Origin of the sequence: Promicromonospora vindobonensis (genome assembly GCF_042685865.1) — a bacterium.
Taxonomy (GTDB): domain Bacteria; phylum Actinomycetota; class Actinomycetes; order Actinomycetales; family Cellulomonadaceae; genus Promicromonospora; species Promicromonospora vindobonensis.
Map to the genome: position 1 here is coordinate 1,354,578 of NZ_JBHUOG010000001.1, position 21,681 is coordinate 1,376,258.

The 21,681-nt window shown below is 69.3% G+C and carries 17 protein-coding genes; 2 read left to right on the plus strand and 15 right to left on the minus strand.

Annotated features, from left to right (window positions below; genetic code table 11):
* Positions 1 to 19: 19 nt before the first annotated feature.
* From nrdF to ACFS27_RS06275, 10 genes are all read right to left on the minus strand, one after another.
* On the minus strand, positions 20 to 1,000 hold the full coding sequence (gene nrdF / locus ACFS27_RS06230; protein ID WP_377181044.1) for a class 1b ribonucleoside-diphosphate reductase subunit beta: 981 nt from the start codon (positions 998 to 1,000) through the stop codon (positions 20 to 22).
* A gap of 50 nt (positions 1,001 to 1,050) precedes the next feature.
* A complete protein-coding gene (nrdE, locus tag ACFS27_RS06235; RefSeq protein WP_377181046.1) occupies positions 1,051 to 3,156 on the minus strand; it encodes a class 1b ribonucleoside-diphosphate reductase subunit alpha in 2,106 nt (701 codons plus the stop codon).
* A gap of 41 nt (positions 3,157 to 3,197) precedes the next feature.
* Positions 3,198 to 3,632 (minus strand): class Ib ribonucleoside-diphosphate reductase assembly flavoprotein NrdI, encoded by a 435-nt coding sequence (gene nrdI / locus ACFS27_RS06240; protein WP_377181048.1) that lies wholly within the window; start codon positions 3,630 to 3,632, stop codon positions 3,198 to 3,200.
* A gap of 35 nt (positions 3,633 to 3,667) precedes the next feature.
* On the minus strand, positions 3,668 to 3,910 hold the full coding sequence (gene nrdH, locus ACFS27_RS06245) for a glutaredoxin-like protein NrdH (protein ID WP_253872763.1): 243 nt from the start codon (positions 3,908 to 3,910) through the stop codon (positions 3,668 to 3,670).
* 343 nt (positions 3,911 to 4,253) lie between these two features.
* Positions 4,254 to 5,666: a serine hydrolase domain-containing protein gene (locus tag ACFS27_RS06250; protein ID WP_377181051.1), complete on the minus strand. Its 1,413-nt coding sequence runs from the start codon at positions 5,664 to 5,666 to the stop codon at positions 4,254 to 4,256.
* A gap of 117 nt (positions 5,667 to 5,783) precedes the next feature.
* The gene (locus ACFS27_RS06255) at positions 5,784 to 7,214 is read right to left on the minus strand and encodes a GH1 family beta-glucosidase (protein WP_377181053.1); all 1,431 of its coding nucleotides are present in this window, start codon (positions 7,212 to 7,214) and stop codon (positions 5,784 to 5,786) included.
* Positions 7,211 to 9,478, minus strand: a complete 2,268-nt coding sequence (gene yicI, locus ACFS27_RS06260) for an alpha-xylosidase (RefSeq protein ID WP_377181055.1) — start codon at positions 9,476 to 9,478, stop codon at positions 7,211 to 7,213. Before yicI ends, ACFS27_RS06255 begins: the two co-directional genes overlap by 4 nt.
* 55 nt (positions 9,479 to 9,533) lie before the next feature.
* Positions 9,534 to 10,430, minus strand: a complete 897-nt coding sequence (locus ACFS27_RS06265; protein WP_377181057.1) for a carbohydrate ABC transporter permease — start codon at positions 10,428 to 10,430, stop codon at positions 9,534 to 9,536.
* A 1-nt stretch (position 10,431) separates the two neighbouring features.
* Entirely contained in the window at positions 10,432 to 11,319 is an 888-nt protein-coding gene (locus tag ACFS27_RS06270) for a carbohydrate ABC transporter permease (RefSeq protein WP_377183621.1), read from the minus strand.
* An 85-nt stretch (positions 11,320 to 11,404) separates the two neighbouring features.
* Positions 11,405 to 12,709 (minus strand): ABC transporter substrate-binding protein, encoded by a 1,305-nt coding sequence (locus tag ACFS27_RS06275; protein ID WP_377181059.1) that lies wholly within the window; start codon positions 12,707 to 12,709, stop codon positions 11,405 to 11,407.
* 258 nt (positions 12,710 to 12,967) lie between these two features.
* On the opposite strand from ACFS27_RS06275, the gene ACFS27_RS06280 reads away from it, so the two are divergent.
* Positions 12,968 to 13,984, plus strand: coding sequence for a LacI family DNA-binding transcriptional regulator (locus tag ACFS27_RS06280; RefSeq protein ID WP_377181061.1), 1,017 nt, complete (start codon positions 12,968 to 12,970; stop codon positions 13,982 to 13,984).
* 20 nt (positions 13,985 to 14,004) lie between these two features.
* Here the strand turns inward: ACFS27_RS06280 and ACFS27_RS06285 are convergent, their stop codons facing one another.
* From ACFS27_RS06285 to ACFS27_RS06295, 3 genes are read right to left on the minus strand one after another with little or no spacing between them, the layout of a single operon-like run.
* Positions 14,005 to 15,012, minus strand: coding sequence for a carbohydrate ABC transporter permease (locus tag ACFS27_RS06285; protein WP_377181063.1), 1,008 nt, complete (start codon positions 15,010 to 15,012; stop codon positions 14,005 to 14,007).
* Entirely contained in the window at positions 15,009 to 15,962 is a 954-nt protein-coding gene (locus tag ACFS27_RS06290) for an ABC transporter permease (protein WP_377181065.1), read from the minus strand. Before ACFS27_RS06290 ends, ACFS27_RS06285 begins: the two co-directional genes overlap by 4 nt.
* Positions 15,959 to 17,611 (minus strand): extracellular solute-binding protein, encoded by a 1,653-nt coding sequence (locus ACFS27_RS06295; protein ID WP_377181067.1) that lies wholly within the window; start codon positions 17,609 to 17,611, stop codon positions 15,959 to 15,961. Before ACFS27_RS06295 ends, ACFS27_RS06290 begins: the two co-directional genes overlap by 4 nt.
* Before the next feature lie 236 nt (positions 17,612 to 17,847).
* On the opposite strand from ACFS27_RS06295, the gene ACFS27_RS06300 reads away from it, so the two are divergent.
* On the plus strand, positions 17,848 to 20,334 hold the full coding sequence (locus ACFS27_RS06300; RefSeq protein WP_377181069.1) for a glycoside hydrolase family 3 C-terminal domain-containing protein: 2,487 nt from the start codon (positions 17,848 to 17,850) through the stop codon (positions 20,332 to 20,334).
* Positions 20,335 to 20,338: 4 nt separating this feature from the next.
* Here ACFS27_RS06300 and ACFS27_RS06305 read toward each other — a convergent pair whose 3' ends face one another.
* Complete coding sequence (locus ACFS27_RS06305) at positions 20,339 to 20,965, minus strand: GNAT family N-acetyltransferase (protein WP_377181071.1); 627 nt, start codon at positions 20,963 to 20,965, stop codon at positions 20,339 to 20,341.
* Positions 20,966 to 21,054: 89 nt separating this feature from the next.
* Entirely contained in the window at positions 21,055 to 21,675 is a 621-nt protein-coding gene (locus tag ACFS27_RS06310; RefSeq protein ID WP_377181073.1) for a DUF402 domain-containing protein, read from the minus strand.
* Positions 21,676 to 21,681: the final 6 nt, after the last annotated feature.

Genomic DNA, 21,681 nt, shown 5'->3' on the forward strand with positions numbered 1-21,681 from the left:
ACGTACTCCCGACACGAGGTCAGAAGTCCCAGTCGTCGTCCTCGGTCTCCACGGCCTTGCCGATCACGTACGACGAACCGGACCCCGAGAAGAAGTCGTGGTTCTCGTCCGCGTTCGGCGACAGGGCCGCGAGGATGGCCGGGTTGACGTCCGTGTCCTCCTTGGGGAACAACGCCTCGTAGCCCAGGTTCATCAGGGCCTTGTTGCCGTTGTACCGCAGGAACTTCTTGACGTCCTCGGTCAGCCCCAGCTCGCCGTAGAGCGAGTCGGTGTACTCGACCTCGTTCTCGTAGAGCTCGAAGAGCAGGTCGAAGGTGTACGCCTTGAGGTCGTCCTGCTCGGGCTGCGTGAGCTGCGCAAGGCCCTTCTGGTACTTGTAGCCGATGTAGTACCCGTGCACTGCCTCGTCACGGATGATGAGGCGGATCAGGTCGGCCGTGTTCGTGAGCTTGGCCCGCGAGGACCAGTACATCGGCGCGTAGAAGCCGGAGTAGAACAGGAACGACTCGAGCATCGTCGAGGCGACCTTGCGCTTCAGCGGGTCGTCACCGCGGTAGTAGTCGAGGACGATCTCTGCCTTCTTCTGCAGGTTCGCGTTGTTCTCGGACCACTCGAAGGCGTCGTCGATCTCAGGCGTCGACAGCAGCGTGGAGAAGATCGAGGAGTAGCTCTTCGCGTGCACGCTCTCCATGAAGGCGATGTTGGTGTACACCGCCTCCTCGTGAGGGGTGAGCGCGTCCGGGATCAGCGACACCGCACCCACCGTGCCCTGGATGGTGTCCAGGAGGGTCAGTCCGGTGAACACCCGCGAGGTCATGGTCTTCTCGTGCTCCGAGAGGGTGTTCCACGACTGGATGTCGTTGGAGACCGGGACCTTCTCGGGCAGCCAGAAGTTGCCGACGAGACGGTCCCAGACCTCGAGGTCCTTCTCGTCCTCGAGGCGGTTCCAGTTGATCGCTGTCACGCGATCGATGAGCTTGAGCTTGCCGGTGGGCGACATGGGAGTTCCTTCAGGGCTGCGGTAGGAGGAGAACGAGCTGTGCGGACGCGTCAGAGCATGCAGCTGACGCAGTTGTCCACCTCAGTACCCTCCAGAGCGAGCTGGCGCAGGCGGATGTAGTAGAGAGTCTTGATGCCCTTGCGCCACGCGTAGATCTGCGCCTTGTTCACGTCGCGCGTGGTGACCGTGTCCGGGAAGAACAGGGTCAGCGAGAGGCCCTGGTCCACGTGCTGCGTCGCCGCTGCGTACGTGTCGATGATCTTCTCGTAGCCGATCTCGTACGCGTCCTGGTAGTAGTCCAGGTTGTCGTTCGTCATGTACGGCGCCGGGTAGTAGACGCGACCGAGCTTGCCTTCCTTGCGGATCTCGATCTTGGCCGGGACCGGGTGGATCGACGACGTCGAGTTGTTGATGTAGCTGATCGAACCCGTGGGCGGCACCGCCTGGAGGTTCTGGTTGTAGATGCCGTGCTCCATGACCGAGGCCCGCAGCGCACGCCAGTCGTCCTGCGTCGGGATCGACACACCGGCGTCGGCGAAGAGAGCAGCGACGCGCTCCGTGGCCGGCTTCCACTCCTGCTCGACGTACTTGTCGAAGTACTCGCCGGTGGCGTACTTCGAGTCCTCGAACCCACCGAACTTCTTCTTGCGCTCGATCGACAGGCGGTTCGACGCCGCGATCGCGTGGTAGGCCACGGTGTAGAAGTAGATGTTCGTGAAGTCGATCCCCTCCTCCGAGCCGTAGTAGATGCGCTCACGGGCAAGGAAGCCGTGCAGGTTCATCTGGCCGAGGCCGATGGCGTGGCCCATCTCGTTGGCCCGCTTGATCGACGGGACCGACTCGATGGACGTCTGGTCGCTCACCGCGGTGAGCGCGCGGATCGCGGTGTCGATGGTGCGGCCGAAGTCCGGCGAGTCCATCGCCTTGGCGATGTTCAGCGAGCCCAGGTTGCAGGAGATGTCCCGCCCGATCTCGTTGTACGAGAGGTCCTCGTTGAACGTCGACGGGGTCGACACCTGCAGGATCTCGGAGCACAGGTTCGAGTGCGTGATGCGGCCCTTGATGGGGTTCGCAGCGTTCACGGTGTCCTCGAACATGATGTACGGGTACCCGGACTCGAACTGCAGCTCCGCGAGCGTCTGGAAGAAGTCCCGCGCGCTGATCGTCGTCTTGCGGATGCGGTCGTCGGCGACGAGCTCGTCGTACTTCTCCGAGATGGAGATGTCGGCGAACGGCTTGCCGTAGACCCGCTCGACGTCGTACGGGCTGAACAGGTGCATGTCCGCGTTCTTCTTGGCCAGCTCGAACGTGATGTCCGGGATGACCACACCGAGCGAGAGCGTCTTGATGCGGATCTTCTCGTCCGCGTTCTCCCGCTTGGTGTCGAGGAACCGCATGATGTCGGGGTGGTGTGCGTGCAGGTACACCGCACCGGCGCCCTGGCGCGCACCGAGCTGGTTGGCGTAGGAGAAGGAGTCCTCCAGGAGCTTCATCACGGGGATGACGCCCGAGGACTGGTTCTCGATGTGCTTGATCGGCGCGCCGTGCTCACGGATGTTGCTCAGGAGGAGCGCCACGCCGCCGCCGCGCTTGGAGAGCTGCAGCGCGGAGTTGATGCCGCGCGCGATCGACTCCATGTTGTCCTCGATGCGCAGCAGGAAGCAGGACACGGGCTCGCCGCGCTGCGCCTTGCCGACGTTGAGGAAGGTCGGTGTCGCCGGCTGGAACCGCCCGGAGATGACCTCCTCGACGATGTCCCGAGCGGTCTGCTCGCTGCCGTCGGCCAGGCCGAGCGCGACCATGGCGACGCGGTCCTCGAAGTGCTCTAGGTACTTCTTGCCGTCGAATGTCTTGAGCGTGTACGAGGTGTAGTACTTGAAGGCGCCGAGGAACGTCTCGAAGCGGAACTCCTTCGAGTACGCGAGCTGGAACAGCTCCTTGACGAACGCCCCTGAGTACTTCGCGAGCACGGTCGGGTCGTAGTACTTGGCCTCGACCAGGTGCTCGAGCTTCGCTTCGAGCGACTCGAACTCGACGGTGTTCGGGTTCACGTGCTGCAGGAAGTACTGGCGAGCCGCCTCGCGGTCCTTCTCGAACTGGATCTTCCCGTCCGACCCGTACAGGTTCAGCATGGCGTTGAGCGAGTGGTAGTCCATCTGGAGCGGCTCCAGGGGGATCTCGCTCAGCCCTTCACCGTTCAGGCGGAGAGGCTCTGTGGTTGTTGCTGCCAAAATCGTCCCAATCCGTTGCGGACGCGCGTGACGTCCTGCGCAGTGCCCAAGAGTTCGAAGGCGTACAGGTACGGGACATGGCACTTCGCAGCGATGATGTCCCCGGTGATGCAGTACGCAGCCCCGAAATTGGTGTTCCCCGCAGCGATGACGCCGCGAATGAGCGACCGGTTGTGTTCGTCGTTGAGGAACTTCCTCACCTGCCGTGGGACGGCCCCGCCCTCGTTGCCGCCACCGTAGGTGGGGGCCATGAGGACGTAGGGCTCGTCCACGCGCAGAAAGCCGTCGGCCGGGCGCAGCGGAATCCGGTGCACCGAGATCCCCAGCTCCTCGAGAGCAAGCTTCTCGACGAACCGGTGCGTGTACTCCGACACGCTGGAGAAGTAGACGAGAGAACCCACGTCACGCCTCCTTGCCGACGTTGCTGTAATACGGGTCAGGCCGAGGCGGCCTGAAGCGCGGCGACCGCGCTGATCTGGTCGGGGCGAAAGCCCGACCAGTGGGTGTCACCGGCCACGACGACCGGCGCCTGGAGGTACCCGAGACCGCGAACCATCTCGAGCGCCTCGGCGTCCTCAGTGATGTCGACGACCGTGTACTCGACACCCTTGCGATCCAGTGCCCGGTACGTCGCGTCGCACTGGACGCACGCCGGCTTGCTGTAGACCGTGACGCTCATGTCCGCCTCCTCTGACCTCGAAGGACACCCGTGAAGTTACGTTGGTGTGCTTTGTTTGCGGGTCTGCGTCTCCCGCTGAACCAAACACTACACCTAGTGTCTGACACCCGCTCGCTTACGACATGTTGTGGTTGGAGGGGGACGGCCCGCTGGACACGAGACGTTCCCGACGCTCAGGGACCATGCTGCCACGAGCCTCTGACACCGCCTGGGAGGCGGCATGGAGCGCTTCCTGAGCCGCCCTCGGGCGGGGGCTCGGGAGCCGCGAGAAAGCGCACCTCGCGGGTCCCGGGAGGCTCGAAAAGTGATCTCAGTCAGCGGCGTGTCGCGACGCTTGGGCGTGTCACACCGTGGGGCCCGGACGGTGCCAGCCTGACGCGTCGACGCCGCCGGGCACGGCCGTCCCCGGGTCGTACGGGGTGCGTGTGAAGTGGAAGGTGCCGACGTCCAGCGCCACCGGGGCGCCGCCGGTGGCAGGCACCGCGAGCCGTTCCCCGAGCCAGTACCCGCCCTCGACGCCCCGCAGCTCGCCGTCCACGACGTCGAACACCGTGCCCCGGCCGCCGCCGTCCTGGGAGCGCAGCTCGATACGGCCGTCTGCACCGACGCTGACCGTGTGCGGGGACGGTCCCCAGTACCAGGTGCCGGTGATCTCGCCAGGCCCGGCGGCACCGCGCCCGATCGCCCGCTCGACGGTGCCGTGCGAGTCCTCCGGCGGCAGCGGCTCACGCACAGCGGCGCCCTGAAGAGCCGCGAGCAGTGCCGAGCCGCCACCGAACCCGAGCGTCGACGAGCCGCACACCGCCACGACGTCGCCGGTGACGGCGTCCGCCCGGAGGTCCGCGGTGAAGCCCGGTACCGATCCGCCGTGGCCGATCGTGCGCACGGCGCCGTCCTGCCGCACGCGCACCCCCAGCCCGTGGGCCGTCGGCCACGGCCCGCCGGCGGGCCCCGCGTCGTCGACCACCACGCGGGGGACGGCCAGGTGGCGGCGCCGGGCGAGCGGGAGCACCGACTCGCCCGCGTCGCGGTCGGCCTCCCCGCCCACGAGCCACATGCCGAACCGGACCAGGTCCGACGGGGTGGACCACACCTCTCCCGCAGGCCCTGCCGCGCGGTACTCGGCCACCGGCTCGTGGTGCACCAGGTCGGCATGCGGGTGTACGGCGTACCCCGTGACGTGCGGGCCCACCGGGACACGGCCGGTGGCGGCCATCCCCAACGGCCCCCACACCTCGTCCTGGAGCACCTTGTCCCACGTGCTGCCTCGGACCACCTCGAGCAGGCGGCCCAGCACGGCGAAGCCCAGGTTGCTGTAGTGGTACCGCTCGCCCGGGTCCCAGAGCTGCTCGACGCCCGAGGCGGCCAGCTCGTCCCACGTGGGCCCGCCGTGCCGCTCCCACCACGGCCCGGGGAACTCGGCCTGCAGGCCGCTCGTGTGCGTGAGCAGATGCCTGATCGTGGCGTTCGCACCCGGTGCGTCCGGCAGGTGCGCACCGACCGGGTCCGCGAGCGCCACGAGGCCCTCGTCGACGAGCCGGAGCACCGCCACTGCGACCATGGGTTTGGTGATCGACCCGATGCGGAAGGCGTGCTCCGGCGTCGGGCCACCTGCCCAGGTGGCGGCGGCGACCTCCGCCCAGACCACGTCTCCACCACGTCCCACGGCCGCGGACAGCGCGGGAACCCGCGCGCCGTCCCGCAGCCCCCTCAGCACGCTGCGCAGCTCCGCCCCCACCCGATCTGATCCGCTCATCCCCACAAGGTACCCAGGGCAGCGCGGGTGGTCGGTAGAACGTCAGACGATCGGCAGCCCGGGCTGCCGATCGTCTGACGTTCTACCGATCACCCGCCATGAGGCCGAGGCCCCGGGCTACGCCGAGTAGTCCACGGGCGGCAGGGTGTTCGTCGTCGCCAGACGGCGGTACCAGTGCGCCGAGTCCTTCCAGGTGCGCTCCAGGGTCTCGTAGTCGACCCGGATGATGCCGAACCGCCGGTCGTAGCCGTAGGCCCACTCGAAGTTGTCGAGCAGCGACCACGCGAAGTACCCGCGCACGTCCACACCCTGGTCCCGGGCGAGCCCCAGGGCCTCGACGTGGTCGTGCAGGTAGGAGACGCGCTCCACGTCGTGCACGCGCGCCACGCCGTCCTCGACCACCACGGTGTCCTCGAACGCGGCGCCGTTCTCCGTGACCATCAGCGGCTGGTCCGGGTAGGAGTCGCGCAGCGAGACCAGCAGGTCCGTGAGACCGGCCGGCTCGATGTTCCAGCCCATGGCCGTGTACGGGCCGGGCTGCGGGAGGAACTCGACGTCGTCGGCGGCGATCCACGGCGTACCGGCGGAGTCCTTGTGCCCGTCGGCCTGCTGGCGCTCACCCTGCCCGGAGTAGTGCTTCACGCGCGCCGTCGAGTAGTAGTTGACGCCGAGCACGTCCAGCGGCTGCTTGGTGATCTCCAGGTCACCGTCCTGCACGAACGACCAGTCGGTGACCGATGCCGTGTTCTCCAGGAGGTCGACGGGGTATGCGCCGTCGAGCACCGGGCCGAGGAAGGCCCGGTTGGCCAGCGCGTCGACCGTGCGGACGGCGCCCTGGTCGGCCTCGGACGACGGGTCGTCCGGCCGGAAGACGTGCAGGTTCAGCGTGATCGACGTCTTGGCGGAGTCGCCGAGCACCTCGCGGATCTGCTGGACCGCGAGGCCGTGCGCCAGGTTCAGGTGGTGCACCGCCTGCAGCGCGGCCAGCGGCTCCGTACGACCCGGCGCGTGGACGCCCGAGCCGTAGCCGAGGTACGCCGTGCACCACGGCTCGTTGAGCGTGGTCCAGACGTCGATACGGTCGCCGAGCTCCTCGGCCATCCGCCGCGCGTACCGCGCGAAGGCGTAGGCGGTCTCCCGGTTGGTCCAGCCGCCCTCGTCCTCGAGCTCCTGCGGGAGGTCCCAGTGGTACAGCGTCACCACCGGCTTCACGCCGGCGGCGAGCAGCCCGTCCACGAGGGCCGAGTAGAACGCGATGCCCTCGGCGTTGAAGTCGCCGGACCCGCCCGGCTGCACGCGCGACCAGGAGATGGAGAACCGGTACGCGCCGAGGCCCAGGTTCTTGATGTGCTCGACGTCCTCCTGCCACCGGTGGAAGTGGTCGTCCGCGACGTCGCCCGTGTCCCCGTTCAGCGTCTTGCCGGGGGTGTGCGAGAACGTGTCCCAGATGGACGGCCCGCGCCCGCCCTCGGTCGCACCACCCTCGATCTGGTACGACGCGGTCGCCGAGCCCCAGAGGAAATCGCTGGGGAAACTCCGTGCACTCACAGTGTCACCTCTCCTGGGCCCGAGGCCCGAACGGTCCGTCCTTCATTCTCGACGCTCCACTCACCAGGAGCGTCGTCACTGGTCACCCGCACGACGCCGGAGTCGCACCGCACGCGGAACGTCGCGGGTGCGCCCGTGCCACCCGGGACCAGGACTTCTTCGTCGTACCCCTCGGGCAGACGGGTGCAGCGTAACGTCACGCCGTCCGCCCACGCGTAGTCCGGCCGGTCGTCGCGCGCACCGACGGGCAGCACCGTGCCGGGCCGCACGAGCAGCGGCAGGCTGTCGAAGCCGTGCTCCTCGGCGACCCAGCGCGGACCGGTCACGGTCGACGCCAGGCCGTCCGCCCCGACGTCCGGCAGGCGGGTCCACTCACCCTCCGGCACGTAGTACTCCGCACGGGACTCGTGGAAGACCGGTGCGACCAGCAGCGACGGCCCCAGCATGTACTGGGTGTCGACGGACGCAGCCGTCCGGTCGTCGGGGAACTGGAGCACCATCGGGCGCATGACGGGCATCCCCTGGGCTGCGGCCACCTCGCCGAGCCCGCCGAGGTACGGCATGAGCCGCAGCTTCAGCTTCGTGAACTTCCTGGTGACGTCGACCGCCTCTTCGTCGAACGCCCACGGCACGCGGTAGGAGCTGGACCCGTGCAGCCGGGAGTGCGACGACATCAGGCCGAACGCGGCCCACCGCTTGAACACGGCGGGGTCGGGCGTGCCCTCGAACCCGCCGATGTCGTGGCTCCAGTAGCCGAACCCGGACAGCGACAGCGAGAGCCCGCCGCGGAGGGACTCCGCCATGGACACGAAGGTGGACTCGCAGTCGCCGCCCCAGTGCACGGGGTAGGCCTGCGTGCCGGCTGTCGCGGACCGCGCGAACAACACTGCCTCGCCGCGCCCACGCTCCTCCTCGAGCAGCTCGAAGACCGTCTTGTTGAACAGGGAGGTGTAGTAGTTGTGCATGCGCTGCGGGTCGGACCCGTCGTGCCAGACGACGTCGGTGGGGATGCGCTCGCCGAAGTCGGTCTTGAAGGCGTCGACACCCTGACCCAGGAGCGCGCGCAGCTTGTCCTGGTACCACGCGGCGGCCTCGGGGTTGGTGAAGTCGACCAGTCCCATGCCGGCCTGCCACTTGTCCCACTGCCAGACGTCGCCGTCGGGCGTCATGACCAGGTAGCCCTTCTCCCGGCCCTCACGGAACAGGTGCGATCGCTGAGCGATGTACGGGTTGATCCAGACGCAGACCTTCAGGCCGCGGTCGTGCAGCCGGGCCAGCATGCCCTCGGGGTCGGGGAACGTCGCCGGGTCCCACACGAAGTCGCACCAGTGGAACTGTCGCATCCAGAAGCAGTCGAAGTGGAACACCGACAGCGGGATGTCCCGCTCGGCCATGCCGTCGATGAAGCTCGTGACGGTGGCCTCGTCGTAGTTCGTCGTGAACGACGTCGAGAGCCACAGGCCGTACGACCACGCGGGGACGACGGCGGGCCGCCCGGTCAGGGCCGTGTACCGGCGCAGGATCTCTGCGGGCGTCGGCCCGTGGATCACGTAGTACTGGAGCGACTGTCCTGGCACCGAGAACTGGGTGCGGCTGACCACCTCGGAGCCCACCTCGAACGAGACCCGCTCGGGGTGGGCCACGAACACGCCGTAGCCACGGTCGGTCAGGTAGAACGGCACGTTCTTGTAGGCCTGCTCGCTCGCGGTGCCGCCGTCCTCGTTCCAGACGTCGACGCTCTGGCCGTTCTTCACGAACGCGCCGAACCGCTCGCCCAGGCCGTAGACGTGCTCACCGACGCCGAGCCCGAGCTGCTCGTGCACGAAGTCGCCGTCCGGCGTGCTCACGATCCCGACGCTCCGGTCCGACGACGAGGTGAGCACCTCGCCGTCGGCCACGAAGTCGACGTGCCACGGGCCGTCGGTGGAGACGCGGGCCGTGAGCCCGCCGGAGGTGAGCTCGGCGGCGCCGGACTCGGGCACGACCACCTTGACCGCCCCGGGCTCCCGGTTGACGGCGAAGTGCGGGCCGGGGTCGCGGCGGCCCTGGTGGTGCTCGATGCGCACGCCGATGACGGAGTCCGCCGGGGCGTCGAAGGTGACCGTGACGACCGGCCGGTTCAGAGTGTCCCCCCGCCGCGTGATCGGCGCGGTGGGCGCGTACACGGTCAGGGTGTTGTCGCCGGCCTCGACCGAGTCGATGTCGCGGGGACGGAGCATCTCGACGCCGGGTCGCAGCTGCCAGTAGCCGTCGGTGAATCTCATGGCTGGGGCCTCACTCGTCTCTGTAGGGCGTAGGGATTCGTGGTGTGGAGCGCAGTCACTTGACCGCCCCGGCGGTCACGCCCCGGGTCAGGGTGCGCTGGAAGATCAGGAAGAACACGACGGCGGGCACGAGGGAGACGAGCGAGCCCGCGTTGATCGTCGGTGCGTCCATCATGCGATCACCCTGCAGCGAGGCGAGGGCGATGGGGATGGTCTGGGTGTCGTTGCTGGTGAGCATGACCAGCGGGATGAAGAACTCGTTCCAGGTCCAGATGAAGAAGAAGATCATCAGGACGGAGAGCGTCGGGCGCACGATCGGGAAGACGACCTGCCAGAGGATGCGCCACCGGCTCGCGCCGTCGAGGGCCGCTGCCTCCAGCAGCGCCGGTGGGAACGTGCCGAGCACCGAGGACAGCAGGTAGGTGCCGAACGCCGACTGGATGACGGTGAAGATGATGATCACCGACCACTGGGAGTTCGAGAGCCCGACCGACTGCGCCATGGTGAACAGCGGGTAGATCAGGGCCTCCTGCGGCAGCATGTTCGCCAGCAGGAACAGCGCGACGATCCACAGCCGCCCCTTCACCCTGCCGATGCCGATCGCGTAGGCGTTGAACAGCGACAGCAGCGCGCCGAGCACGGCCACGATCGCCGAGATGAACACGGAGTTCCAGAGCTTCACCGGGAACTCGGTGCGCTCCCAGAAGGCCACCACCCCGTCGAGGTAGAGGCCGGACGGCAGGGCCAGCGGCCCGTTCGCCGCATAGTCCTGCGGCGACTTGAACGCGTTGAGCAGCATGATCCCGAACGGCGCGAGGACCGCGAGGCCCACGAGCACCGCAGCGGCCAGGACGAGCCAGCGTCCGACGCCGCGCCTGTACCGGGAGTCGACGGCGGTGCTGCGCACCTGAGCCGTTCGTGTGGTCGGTCGTGCGTCTGTGGCGACAGCCATGTCAGATCCCCTCCCGTTCGCGTCGTTCCGCTCGGCTCTGCAGGCCGAGGATGATCACTGCCACCACGACGATCACGAGCGTGAGCACCGTGGCGATCGCGGCCCCGTAGCCGACCTGGGACTTGTCGAAGAAGCTCAGGTACGAGTAGTAGCTCGGCACGAGAGTCGAGCTCTCCGGCCCGCCGCGCGTCAGCACGTAGATGGGCCCGAACACCTTGAGCGCCGCGACCGTGCAGGTCAGCGTGACCACGAAGATCTCGGGCCGGATCTGGGGCACCGTGATGGCCCGGAACCGGTCCCACCACCCCGCACCGTCCAGCTCCGCCGCCTCGTAGAGCTCCGGGTCCACCCGCTGCAGTGCCGCCATGAAGATGACCACCGGGTAGCCCATCTGGACCCAGATCAGCACGAGCATCACGGACGGCAGGGCCGTGCTCGGATCGCCGAGCCAGTTGGGCGGCGTCTCGATGCCGATCCCGCGCAGGATCACGTTGAGCGCGCCGGTCTGGGAGTTCAGGATCCAGTTCCACAGGACGCCCGCCACGGCGACGGGCAGGATCTGCGGCAGGTAGTAGGTGGCCCGCAGCACCGACGAGACCCGTGCGCCGAACCGTCGGCCGAGGTAGTCGAACAGCACCGCGGCGAGCATGAGCCCGAGGAGCGTCGGCACCACGACCATCGCGACGATCATCGCCGCGGAGTTGGCGAACGACGTCCAGAACTTGTCGTCGGCCATCAGGTCCGCGTAGTTGCCCAGCCCGTTCCAGCGCAGCGGGGCCATGCCGCCCCGCCACTTGAACAGGCTGAAGTACACGTTCGTCACGAGCGGGTACCCGATCACCACGAGGAACGCGATCCCACCGGGCAGCAGGTAGGGCAGGTACCCCACCCACGAGGCCCGACGACGGCGGCGTGTCCCGTGCGCCGATCGCGCGCGTCCAGCCGTCGGCGGGCGCTCTTCGGTCAGGGTGCTGTCAGCCATCGAGCAGGTCGGCCTTGCCGTCGTCGTACGAGCTCTGCAGCCCGTCGAGCACCTCGTCCGGGGTCTTGGAGCGGTTGACGAGGGACTGCAGCTCGCTGACGATCACGTCGTAGTAGCCGGCCACCGGCCAGTCCGGGTAGAACGCCAGGCCGTCCTCGTCGAGGATCGCCTGGAAGTTCTCGGTGAGCTCGCGGGTGCGCTCGTCCTCGATGGCCGAGGCGTCGCCCGCCACGGGCAGACCGCCCTCGGCTGCGAGGATGTTCTGCACCTCGGGCCGCAGCGTGATGTCGATGAACTCCTCGGCGAGGCTCGGGGAGTCGGCGTTCGCCGGAACCACCCAGAGGTTGCCGGACGAGCCGGTGTGCAGCGTGTTGCCCGGGAAGTTGAACTGGCCCCAGTCGGCCTCGACCTCGGTCGCGAGGCGGCCGAACCACCAGGACCCGCTGACCATGAGCGGGTACGTGCCGTCGATGAACGAGACGCCCATGTCCTCGGCGGTCAGGGCGGCGGAGTCGGAGGCGATGTAGCCCTTCTCGATCCACTCGTCGAGCTTCTCGGTGGCCTTCGTCATCGCCTCGTTGTGGAAGTCGACGTCGTTCGCGAAGAGCTGGTAGTCGTCCACCAGCGCGCGGTCGCCGTAGGCGAGCACGAGCTCGTACCAGAGCTGGCCCAGCGGGTACTCCGCGCCGGCCTCCGCCAGCGGCGTGATGCCCTCCTTCTTGAAGGTGGCCAGGACGTCGTCGAACTCGTCGAGGGTGGTCGGCACCTCGAGGCCGTGCTCGGCGAACATGTCCTTGTTGTAGTAGACCCCGACGAACTCGCCGTAGTTCGGTACCCCGTACCACTCGCCGGAGCCCATGAGCCCCTGCTCGTCGTACGTCGCGGTGGTCGCCAGCGAGCCGGTCAGCTTCTCGTCCCACCCGCGCTCCGTGGCTGCGTCGGTCAGCGGGTTCAGCAGACCCTGCGCCGCGAGCTGGCCCGCGGTCGCGTTGCCCTTGTTGAACTCCATGACGTCGGGCACGTCGTCGCCCGTGAGCACGATCTTGGCGTTCTTCTGGATCTGCTCGAACGTCTGCTTCTCGACGTCGACCGTGACGTCGGGGTTCTCCTCCTCGAAGATCGTGATGGCCTCGGCCCAGGCCTTGCCCATCGCCGAGTCCTCGTTCTCGTAGTGCCAGATCGTCAGCGTGCTGTCGTCGGTGTCGCCACCGCCACCGCTCTGACCCGTGCAGCCCGTCAGCGCCAGGGCGCCGGCCAGCGCGGCCGCCACGGCAGTCGTAGTCCGCTTGTGCTTCATCGCATCTCCTTGGTTCGCAGAGCCCGAGAGGGCTCACCACTTGCGGCCGCGCCCAGACCTCTGCGTCTGGATCGTCGAAGCGTTTCAACACGCTAACCCTGAGTCCGCGCAACTGTCCAGTGCCAACTTTGAACATTGGCGCTAGTATTTTGTCGAAGCGCTTCCCTGCCATACGGCACACTGGTGTGCCCGGCACGTCACGCGCACCACCCGGCCGCGCACCAGGCACGCTGCGGTACCGATGAGATGAGGAGCTCTGTGGCTACGATCGACGACGTCGCCAGGGCGGCGGGGGTCTCGACCTCGACCGTGTCCTACGTGCTGTCGGGCAAGCGGCCGATCTCCGCGCCGACCCGGGCCCGTGTCGAGCGCGCCATCGAGAAGCTCGGCTACCGGCCCCACGCCGGCGCACGGGCGCTGGCCTCCTCCCGCACCAACGTCATAGCGCTCATGGCACCCCTGCGCGTCGGCGTGAGCGTGCCCGTCATCATGCAGTTCGTCGCCGGAGTGGTGACCCGCGCGCGGGACTTCGACCACGACGTCCTGCTGCTGACGCAGGACGACGTGAGCGGGCTCGACCGGGTGACCAGCGGCTCCATGGTGGACGCCCTGGTCATGATGGACATCGAGGCGGACGACCCGCGCGTGCCCCTCGTGGCGGCCGCCAAGCAGCCGACCGTCCTGATCGGCCTTCCGCAGGATCCGGAGGGGCTGAGCTGCGTCGACCTCGACTTCGAGGCCGCAGGCCGGCTCGCCGTGCGGCACCTCGCCGGGGCCGGCCACACCGACGTCGCGCTCATCGGTTCCCCGCCCGAGGTACTGCGGCGGCACACCTCCTACGCCGAGCGGATGATGCGGGGCCTGCGGAACCAGGCCAAGAGCTCCGGCGTGACGGTCAGGGTGGAGGCGTGCGACTCCTCGCCGTCGGGCGCAACGGAAGCCGTCGACACGCTCCTGGCCACAGCGCCGGACACCACGGGGATCATCGTGCACAACGAGGGTGCGCTCCCCCACGTGCTGGCGCGCCTGGCCGACCGCGGCATCGTCGTCGGCACCGACATGTCCGTGGTCGCCGTGTGCCCGCAGGACGTCGCCCTCTCCCAGCGGATCCCGATGACCAGCATCGACCTGCCCGCCGAGGACATCGGCAAGGTGGCCGTCGACATGGTCATGGCCCGCCTCGAGGGCGAGCAGCCGTCCGAGACCAGGCTGCTCGCCCCCGTGCTCACCGAGCGTGCGAGCTCGGCGGACGGGCCCGCCGGCGCGCTCGGCTGACGGCGGGCTCCCCCTGTCGTTCACCCCTTGATGGCCCCGAAGATCACGCCCTTCGTGAAGTGCCGCTGCACCATGGGGTACACCACGAGGATCGGGACGATCGCGAGCACCATCACCGCCATCTTCACGGGCAGGCCGGTCACGGCGCCGTCGTCGACGTCGACCTGGCCCACGCCGCTGCCGGGGAGCGTCACCCCCTGCAGCACGTAGGACCGCAGCACGAGCTGCAGCGGCCACTTCGCGTTGTCGTTGATGTAGAGCATCGCGTTGAAGAACGCGTTCCAGTAGCCGACGCCGTAGAACAGCGCGACCACCGCGACGACGGCCTTCGACATGGGCAGGACGATCTGCCCGAGGATGCGCCAGTCCCCCGCGCCGTCGATGCGAGCCGCGTCCGTGATGGACCGGTCGATGCCCATGAAGAACGCCCGCAGGATCAGCACGTTGAACGCGCTCACCGCCCCCGGGAGGATGAGCGACCAGTAGTTGTCGATCAGACCGAGGTTGCTCACCAGCAGGTACGTCGGGATCATCCCTGCACCGAAGAACATGGTGATGAGGAAGACGAACAGCACGGGCCGGTGGGCGAACGAGCCCGGCCGGCTCAGCCCGTAGGCAGCCAGGACCGACACGGTGGTGGACAGCACCGTGCCGACCACGGTGATCCCGATGCTCACGATCGTGGCCCGCGTGACGATCCCGCCGGACAGGATCTGGGCGTAGGCCGAGAGCGACAGGGTCCCCGGCACGGTGACCAGGCCGCCGGACCGGGTGATGTCCGCCTGGGTGGAGAAGCTGGTGAGCACCACCGTGTAGAGCGGGAACAGCACCGTGCCGACGATCAGCAGCAGGGCCACCCCCTTGACGACGAGCCCCAGCGGGTTGGGGTCCTCCTCCCAGACCGGGCGGTTCTTGCCGCGCAGCAGGGCGCGATACCGGGCGGAGCGCCGCGGTGACGGCTTCGGCGGCTGATCAGGCAGCCGCGTGGGCGTGGGCTGTGTGGCGTAGTTCTCGGTTCTGGTCGTCATGCGCGCTGGTACACCCCCGCCTCGCCCACGAGGTGGGCGAGCTTGTTGGCCCCGAGCACCAGGGCGAGCGAGACCAGGCCCTTGACGAGCCCGGCGGCTGCCGCGAAGGCCCAGTCGCCGTTCACGACACCCTGGTAGTAGACAAATGTGTCGAGCACCTCGGCCACGTCGGTCCCGACGGCGCCCCGCTGGAGGATGAGCTGTTCGAACCCGACGGTGAGCGAGTCGCCCAGCCGCAGGATCAGCAGCAGGACGATCACCGGCCGCAGCGCGGGCAGCGTCACGTGCCACATGCGGCGCCACCGCCCCGCGCCGTCCACCACGGACGCCTCGTAGAGCTGGGTGTCCACGGTGGCCAGCGCCGCGAGGAAGATGATGATCCCCCAGCCGGCGTCCTTCCAGACGGACTGTGCGGTGATGAGCAGCAGGAACGTGTCCGGGTTGGTCATGAGGTCGAAGCCTGAGTACCCCGCGTCCCGCAGCCGGCTCGCGACCATCCCCGCCCCGCCGAAGATCTGCTGGAAGATCGTCACGACGATCACCCAGGAGAAGAAGTGCGGCAGGTACACGATCGACTGGATGGTCGTGCGCAGCCCCGGGGTCAGCACGCTGTTGAGCAGCAGCGCCAGCACGATCGGCACCGGGAAGAAGAACACGAGCTGGAACGCGGTGATGACCAGCGTGTTCGACACGGCGTCGAGGAACAGCGGGTTGGTGAAGACCCGGACGAAGTTGGCCCACCCCACGAACGGGCTCTCCCGGATCCCGACGTAGGGCGAGTAGTCCTGCCAGGCCACCACGTTGCCGAGCATCGGGACGTACGCGAACACGGCCAGGAGCAGCACGGCCGGTGCCACCATGATCAGCAGGGTGCGGTCCCGGCGCAGCCGCGTGGTCCAGGGGACCTTGCGGTGCGCCGGGCTGCTCACCCTGGCGCTCGGGGGGCTCACTGCTTGTCCAGGATGTCCTGGTAGAACGCCCGCAGTTCCTCACCGCCGGAGCTGCTCCACGTCGCGATCGCTTCGTCGAGGTCCTTCATGGTCTTGCGCCCGCGCGCGATGTCCTTCTCGAGGTCCTCGAACGGGGTGGCCAGCGACGCGAACTGCGCCGGCTCCGAGATCTGCATGCCGTAGAAGAGGGGCTCCTCGACGTACTCGGAGGCCGCGGCCATCCACGTGCAGTAGGCCTCGACGAAGCCCGGGTACTGCACCTGGGCGTTCACCTTCGGCGGGTCCACCAGAAAGATGTACGACGGCGCCACCTCGTCGGCAGCGGCGTCCGTCGCCCGGGGCAGACCTTCACCGTCGATCACGTAGTGCTCGCCCTCGAGGCCGAAGTTGACGAGCTGGAACTCAGTGGTGCCGAACGGCGAGGCGAGGAAGTCCGCGGCGGCGAGGAGCTCCTCGATCTGCGCCTTGTCGTCCGTCTTCTTCAGGAACGAGAACATGTCGGCCGGGGCACCCTTCCAGACTCGCGGCGTGCCGCCGTCGTGGGCGATCGGGTCGAAGGGCCGCGGGTCGAAGGCCGGGTTGCTCGGCAGCACCCGGCCGAGGGACTCGTGCCAGCCGCCCACGCCGTCGTTGACGACGAGGATCTCGCCCGCCTCGAAGAGAGGCTTCATCTCCTCGGGTTTGTCGGCCACGGCGGTCGGGTGCACGGCACCCGACCGGTACAGCCGGGCGTGCCAGTCCAGCGCCGCCCGGTACTCCTCGGACTCGACCCGGCTGACCAGCGAGCCGTCGTCGGCCAGCTTCCAGCCCTTCTCCGGGGGCACCGCGAACATCATGTTCGCCGTGATCCACTGGTCGGCCGAGCCCCAGCGCTTCTTGCCAGGGTCGGTCAGCTCCTCGGCGAGCTCGATGAACTCGTCGGCGTTCCTCGGCTGCTCGGTGATGCCGAGCTCCTCGAGGATGTCGGCCCGGTAGAACGTCGCCAGGTGGACCAGCTCCCCCGGGAACGGCAGACCGTAGAGCTTGTCGTTGAAGACGCCGTAGCGCCAGGCGTCCGTGGGGATGTTGGCCAGGTTCTTGTACTTCTTGACGTTGTCGCCGGACAGGTACGGCGTGAGGTCCTCGAAGAGGGCTTCGACGGCCTGGCCGAACCGCGGTGGGATGTTCCAGGTGGGCACGCAGACCCAGTCCGGCACGTCCTTCGCCGAGGCGAGCACGGCCGCGAGCTTGTCGCCGTAGGTGTTGCCGTCGGAGATCCGGAACTCGACGGTCGTGCCCATCGCCGCGTTCACCGAGTCGAAGTAGGGGTTGCCGGCCGTCTCCGGGATGGCGCTCCACAGCGGCGTCATCGCCGTGTACGTGCCGCCGGACCCGGGCGGAGCCGCGAAGGCCGTGACGAGCTCGTCCGGGATCGCGGCGTAGCCGGCGGTGGAACCGTTCACCGCCGGGAAGTCCGGCTTGACGTACTCGACCGGCACGTAGGTGGGCAGCACGCCCGAGCTCACGGTGCCACCACCCTGCGCCGAGCTCGCCGAACCGCTGGTACAGGCGGTGAGCAGGGACGGCACGCCGACGACGGCGGCACCGACCGTCAGGAAGCCGAGGAACGACCGGCGGTCCAGCCGAGCGGTCAGGTGAGGTGAGGTCATGGCTCTTCACTCCTTCGTGGAAAGCGCGGCACGTCAGTGTGCCCGGATCCGGCGGAGTACGAAGCGAACAACGTCGAAGCGCTTCGACCTCTGCCGACGGCAAAACCATAGGGCAATGGGCGGATATGAGGCAATGAATCGCCCAAAATTCTCGCCGGGCCATTGAACCGTTTCGAGAGCGCGTCTACTGTTCGACCGGACACCGGGGACCCCTCGACCACAAGGAGCACGACGACGTGCCACACGAGACGCAGCACCTCTTCCGCGACCCGGCGGCGCCGCTCGCCGACCGGGCCGGCGACCTCCTCGACCGCCTCACACCCGACGAGCGGCTGAGCCTGCTCCACCAGCACCAGCCCGCCGTCGAGCGGCTCGGCCTCGCCCCGTTCCACACCGGCGCCGAGGCGTTGCACGGCGTCGCGTGGCTCGGCCGCGCGACCGTGCTGCCTCAGCCCGTCGGGCTGGGCGCCACGTGGGACACCGACCTCCTGACCCGCCTCGGTGACCTGGTCGCCACCGAGCTGCGGGCCAAGCACGCCGAGGATCCGGCGGTCTCGCTGAACGTGTGGGCCCCGGTCGTGAACCCGCTGCGGCACCCCGCCTGGGGGCGCGGCGAGGAGGGGTACAGCGAGGAGCCTCGCCTCGTGTCCCGGCTCGCCACCGCATACTGCCGCGGCCTGCGCGGGAACCATCCGACGGTCTGGAAGACGGTCCCCGCCCTCAAGCACTTCCTCGGCTACGGCAACGAGACCGACCGTTCGGCGACGTCGTCGAACCTGTCCGAGCGGACCCTGCACGAGTACGAGCTGCCCGCCTACCGCGGGCCGATCGAGGCAGGTGTCGCCGGGGCCGTCATGCCCTCGTACAACCTGGTCAACGGGGTTCCCGCCCATACGTCCGGCGACCTCCTGGCCGAGCTGCGCTCGTGGGCCCCCGGTTCGGTGGCCGTCGTGTCCGACGCCGGGGCACCCACCTTCCTCGTCTCCGTCCAGCGGGCCTTCGGCTCCCATGCCGAGGCACATGCCGCTGCCGTGCGCGCTGGCCTCGACTCGTTCACGGACAACGACACCGACCCGTCGGTCACGCTGGACCGGCTGCGCGACGCGCTGGCCGCCGGCCTGCTGACGCGGGACGACGTCGATGTGGCGGCCCTGCGGCTGCTCGAGCTGCGGCTGCGTACGGGCGAGTTCGACGGCCCGGCCGACCCGTACGCGCACATCGGCCCCGACGCCATCGATCTGCCCGAGCACCGGGTACTGGCCCGCGAGGCCGCCACGAAGGCGGTGGTGCTGCTGCACAACGACGGGACGCTGCCGTTGCGAGCGCCCGAACGCATAGCGGTCGTCGGGCCCCTGGCCGACCGGGTCCTGACGGACTGGTACTCCGGCACCCCGCCGTACGTGGTGTCCCTCGCTCGCGCGGTCACCGAACGCTACCCCGACGCCGTCGTGGAGGTCGTCGACGGGGCGGACCGCGTGGCGCTGCGGGCGTCGTCGTCCGGCAGGTACGTGACGGTCACCGCGGCGGGCGAGGTGACCGTGTCGGCGCCCGGCGCCGGGCCGGAGACCCACCTCGACGTCACCGAGTGGGGCGACGGCCTGCTCACGTTCGGCTCGGTCGCCTCCGGGCGCCTCCTGACGGGCGCGGACTGGATCCTCCGGGCCAACACCGAGCGGGTCGGCGGCTGGGTGGTGCAGGAGTCGTTCCGGCGGCACCATCACGACGACGGCACCTGGTCGGTGCACCACGTGGCGAGCGGACGCTGGCTGCGCGTGCAGCGCGGGTCGGGGCTGCTGGTCGCCGACGCCACCCGGCTCGCCGACGCCGAGCGGTTCACCTGGCGCACCGTCGTCTCGGGGCACGTGGAGGTCGCACGGGCGGCCGCGAGCGCCTCCGTCGTGCTCGTGGCCGCCGGCAACGACCCGCACCTGGGCGGCCGCGAGACCGAGGACCGGACGAGCCTCGAGCTGCCTGGCTCGATGGCCGAGATCTGGCGCGTGGCCAGTGAGGCGTGCCCTGCGGCGGTGCTGGTGCTCACGTCGTCGTACCCGTACGTGCTGGGGCCGGGGCTACCCGGGACCGACACAGCGCCGGGCGCGCTCGTCTGGGCGGCGCACGGCGGGCAGGAGGCCGGGAACGGGCTCGTCGACGTGCTGTCGGGGGACGCGGAGCCGTACGGGCGGCTCGCGCAGACCTGGCCGGCGACGCAGGCACAGGCAGGCGACCTGTTCGACTACGACGTCGCCCGGCAGGGCGTCACCTACCGGCACCTGGTGGACGAGCCCGCCTACTGGTTCGGGCACGGGCTGAGCTACACGACCGTCGGGTACGAGGAGCTGCGGCTGGAGGCCGGCACCGCGGTGGTCTCGGTGCGCAACTCCGGGGACCGGCCGGTGGACGAGCTCGTCGCGGTGTACGGCTTGTCGCCCGACCTGCCGGTGCCGGCGGCCGGTCGGCAGCTGCTCGGGTACGCGCGCGTCCGGCTGGCGCCGGGCGAGCTCGCAGAGGTACCGGTCCCGCTCGACCGGGGCGCGCTCGCCGTGTGGCACGACGGCGGAGCCGCCCCGGGGTCCCCGCGACGTCCCGCAGCGGAGCGAGGAACGTCGTGGGGCGAGGGCGGCGCCATGGTGCTGCAGCCGGGCACGTACGGCGTGGCGTCCGGGCCGTCGGCCGGCGACCTGCGGGTGCGCGCGGAGCTGGTGGTCGGCGCCGACCGGGTCTGAGCCGCTACGCGCGCGGTGTGTGCTCGTGGTCGAGGATCGCGTAGACGACCTCGGTGGACCACACGCCGTCGCGCAGGTCGTTCTCCACGAGCCGGGCCTCGTTGCGCATGCCTAGGCGCTCCGCGACGCGTACCGAGGCGGTGTTCTCCTCGTCGATGCGCGCGAACACGCGGTGGAACCCGTACGCGGCGAAGGCGAGCCGGAGGGTCGCGCCTGCGGCCTCCGTGGCCAGGCCCTGCCCGGCGACGTCCGGGTGCAGGGCGTAGCCGATCTCGACCTGGCGTGGGCCCGCTGCCCACTTGAGCAGCGTCTCGCCCACGACGTCGCCGTCGAGCTCTACGGCCAGCACCAGGACGTCCCCTGGCTGCTCGAACGGGGCGTTCGACCAGGTGCGCAGCTTCAGCACCGCCGTGGGCAGGTCCCACGCCGGCAGGTACATGTACCGCACGACGTCGGCGCGGGAGCGCCAGGCGAGGAAGGCCTCGGCGTCTCCGGGGACGACCGGGCGGAGCGTGAGGCGGTCGGTGGTCACCGGCCAGGTGGGGTCGGCGCGGCTGGCGAGGGAGGGCGCGGCGGTGGGTGGTGGGGAACCGGCTGGGGCAGGTCTGGGGACCGGGACGGAAGAGGGCACGAACCGACCGTAGCGCCCAAGAACCTGGATGCCACCGGAAATGTGGCAAACGGCGGCCGAGCAGGACGCCGGCACCGGCGAGTCGCGGCTCAGCGCGTCTCGAACGGCAGGCTCGCCCAGCCGGCGGGGATCTCGCGGGGCTGCCACGACTCGTCGGGTGTCCAGTCGGCCCAGGCCTTGTCCCACCAGAGCTCGCCGGCATCGAGCAGGCCTGCGATCCGGTCGCCCTCTGCGCGGATCTGCTCCATCCGGCCGGGGTAGCGCGCCGGACCGGTCTCCTCGAACTCGGCGACGTCCTTGAACTCGTACGTCTCGGCGTCGGCGGCCCACCAGACGTCCAGCTCGTGGTCGAGGGTGTCGAACCCGATGGTGGTACGGCGGGGCGCGTCCTCGAGGTTGAAGTACCAGCCCTGGAAGGCGCGCTCCGGACCGTCCCAGAACAGGAAGAGGGAGTGCTCCACGCCGGCCCAGTGGAGCTCGAGCCGGCCGTGGCCGCGCCAGTGTGTGCCCCCGGCGGCCTTCCACGGGTGCTCCCCCACCGGGAACGCCCCGGTCTGCGGGTATGCCAGCGGCGTGCCGCCGGGCGTGTAGGTGACGAGCAGGTCGCCGTCGTCCTGGACGCATACCTGCGGGATGGCGATCCACGGCTCGCCCCGCATGATCTCGCGGCGCACTACGGTCTGACCGGGCTGGAACACGGGCGACGTCATGCTCGG